Genomic DNA, 3099 nt, shown 5'->3' on the forward strand with positions numbered 1-3099 from the left:
GATTTATCAATGACTCTCGGTTGATACAGCATCCAGCCAACACTGAGACGATCGGGGAAAACATTATATTGAGATAATGTATAGCCGTTGGTTTCGACTTGAATATAAGGGAGGTCACGGCTGACCACTAAATATTTGACAAGGTCAATTAACCGGGAAATATCAAGCTGGGTACTGTCAATTCTCAAACTTAATATTAACCAAACCCAGTTAGGGCGAATTGTTGACATTTTACTATAATCTATACCACAGGATAACTCATCTTTCTCACCATCCCATATGCCAGTAATTAGTGACGGGAAATCCTTCTTGTATTCTTTTTCAAAGTCTTTGATAGCAACTTCGGTTGGCCCCTGATCATCGAATACAACATGTTGCAGTGCCTGTTTTCGAGAATAACCGGTTAAATACCAAGTTTTCTTCCTACCGAAAAAGATATCGATTTGCCGTGTAATATGAAACAAATCCATTAATGCCGCATTTACAGTAATGGTTTCTTGTTGTTGATAATATACATTGATTTTTAAAAGAATTATCGTCATATTTACCTCGGATTAAACTGTTGTCATTAAATCGGAACAGGATGTATAACGAACATTGATGTTTTATTACAGAGTGTTGCTTCTCTCTATGATAGGAAAAACCCCTTTGCATTGGGGACATTCAACCCAATCTCCTTTACCTGCAATAGAAATACCGTTGTAAGTATATTGCTCAATGGCGGTAATCACTTTACCGCCATGATCAGTCATATCACCCAGCAAGATAACGGCTTTTAACATCAATTCCTTCCATCGTTTTACGATTGGCAAATAATATTGTTGCTATTAAATCTCAGTTATTAATGGCAGTAATCCCAGATCCACTAACTGAATTTCAATATCATTGGATTTATCAATATCGTCCTGATTTCGGCCATCGAAAATCCCTTTTTTGGTGATAATCAATGTGCCGATTTGCTCATCGTGTTGATAAACGGGAAGGACTTCTTCTGCCATAGGAAGAGAGAATTTATCAATCACTCTGGGCTGGTAAAGCATCCAGCCGACACTGAGGCGATCAGGGAAAACTTGTTTACTTTTTAATGTATATTCATTGGACTCCACCTGAATATGGGGTGAATCACGGCTCAAGGCCAGATAGTTAACCAGATTAATTAACTGTGATACATCAAGCTGATGACTGTCAATATTTAGATTCAGTTGCAGCCAAACCCAGTTAGGGCGAGCACGTCGCATTTTTTTATAACTAATACCACTGGATAATTTATCCTTTTCTCCATCCCATATTCCGGTAATAAGCACCGGAAAATTTTTCTTATAATCTCTTTCAAAGTCTTTTATAGCGACTTCGGTTGGCCCCTGTTCATCAAACACAACATGTTGCAGAGCCTGCTTTCGGGAATAACCGGTTAAATACCAAGTTTTCTTCCTACCGAAAAAAATATCAATTTGCTGTGTAATATGAAACAAATCCATCAGCGCGGTATGGGCGGTAATGGTTTCCTTCTGTTCATAACGCACATTGATTTCTAAACGGATTATTATCATGTTGACCTCGAATTAAATTAAACTGTCACAGGGAGTATAGTGAACGCTGATATTTTTATGGTCGCTAAACTGCACCTTAAAATACGTACAACTGATCGGCTGTAAAAAATGCCATTCCACATGAGGAGTCCCTTCTAGTACATCACAGACCGCCTGATGTCTTTCAGCTTGCTTTTGGGCCAGGGTGAGATCAAGAACATTATTTAATCAATATTAATCCATTTGACCCATGAACTCAGTTGTGATCTTATACTCCTTTTTTCGGGAGCCCCCCTCATGAAACACGCCGCTTTTTCTCACTATTTTGGCGAACTCACCGATCCTCGCCAGTCTGCCAAAATCAGTTACCCCCTGTTTGATCTGCTTTTTTTGACTATGTGTGCTGTCTTAGCGGGCGCAGAAGGCTGGGAAGAGATGGAAGATTTCGGGAGTATGCGCTTCGACTGGCTTCAGGAAAAAGGGCTTTTTCAAACCAGCCTCCCCGTTCATGACACCATCGCACGTGTCATTTCCCGCCTTGATCCTGTCGAGTTTTAACATTGCTTTATTCGCTGGACTCAGGCGGTCAGCAAGCTGACTAACGGTGAAGTCATCGCGATTGACGGCAAGGCATTACGGGGGACGGGTGATTGGAATAAGCGATTATCTCCTATCCACATGATAAGTGCATTTGCCACAGTCAACGGGGTTGTCATGGGGCAGTTAAAAACCGAAAAAAAATCTAATGAAATCAAGGCAATCCCCAAATTATTGGATTTACTGGACATCAAAGGCTGTTTAGTGACCCTTGATGCAATGGGATGTCAGACCAAAATTGCTAAAAAAATCATTGCGAAAGGCGCTGATTACCTGCTGGCCGTCAAAGATAATCAGGCCACATTACATCGCGCGCTTAAACAAGCCATGTCGGCTCAAGTCATTGCCGTCAGCCAGATAGAAAATGTCAGTATAGCGCAAGGACATGGGCGAATTGAGCTACGCGAGTATCATGTCTTACCGGCGGGAGAGCTTGTTGCTCAATTTCCGGAATGGAAAGACTTAAAAAGCATGGGTGTAGCAATACGATATCGCTTTGATAAAATACGACAAAAAGAATCACTGGAATATCATTATTACATCAGCTCGGCGGAGCTTGAGCCAGAGCGCTTTGGTGCGGCAGTACGGGGACATTGGGGCATCGAAAATCGCGTCCATTGGGTGCTTGACGTATCGATGAACGAAGATGCGTGTGCTATTCGTCGCGGCAACGCGGCTGAGATATTAGCGGGTACATAAACAGGATCTTTAGCGCCAACCGGTTATTTTAGATAGAAAAAAGGCTTTATTTATGATCTGATAATTGTCGCCAAACAAAATACCGAGAGCAGAGAATAAAGCCGATGACAATTATCTCCACAAAACTTCAGTTAATGCAATTCTTCAGTGACGTTTTTCTTGAAAAAACCGCCCGCCAATGTGGCTTTATGGAACGACTCAGAAATATTGGGCCACAGTCTCTGGTTCTCAGTCTGATCGCCGCACTGAGCAAAGGAAATCTATGGTCTTCCCC

3 protein-coding genes and 1 pseudogene are annotated in these 3099 nt (G+C 41.7%); 1 reads left to right on the forward strand and 3 read right to left on the reverse strand.

All coding sequences use genetic code 11. From position 1 onward, the window contains the following. From ACGF63_RS22545 to ACGF63_RS22555, 3 genes are all read right to left on the reverse strand, one after another. Nucleotides 1-542 (reverse strand): hypothetical protein (locus ACGF63_RS22545; RefSeq protein WP_387633310.1); only part of this gene is annotated, 542 nt, incomplete at its 3' end. Nucleotides 543-608: 66 nt separating this feature from the next. Beyond that, nucleotides 609-782, reverse strand: a complete 174-nt coding sequence (locus tag ACGF63_RS22550; RefSeq protein ID WP_387633312.1) for a PAAR domain-containing protein — start codon at nucleotides 780-782, stop codon at nucleotides 609-611. Nucleotides 783-827: 45 nt separating this feature from the next. Continuing rightward, on the reverse strand, nucleotides 828-1550 hold the full coding sequence (locus ACGF63_RS22555) for a hypothetical protein (protein ID WP_387633314.1): 723 nt from the start codon (nucleotides 1548-1550) through the stop codon (nucleotides 828-830). A 276-nt stretch (nucleotides 1551-1826) separates the two neighbouring features. Between ACGF63_RS22555 and ACGF63_RS22560 the strand changes: the two are divergent. Then, a pseudogene (locus tag ACGF63_RS22560) lies at nucleotides 1827-2816 on the forward strand (ISAs1 family transposase); the annotation flags it as partial. Between the last annotated feature and the right edge of the window lie 283 nt (nucleotides 2817-3099).

This window comes from Photorhabdus sp. RM322S (assembly GCF_042879395.1).
In the GTDB taxonomy this organism is placed as follows: Bacteria; Pseudomonadota; Gammaproteobacteria; order Enterobacterales; family Enterobacteriaceae; genus Photorhabdus; species Photorhabdus khanii.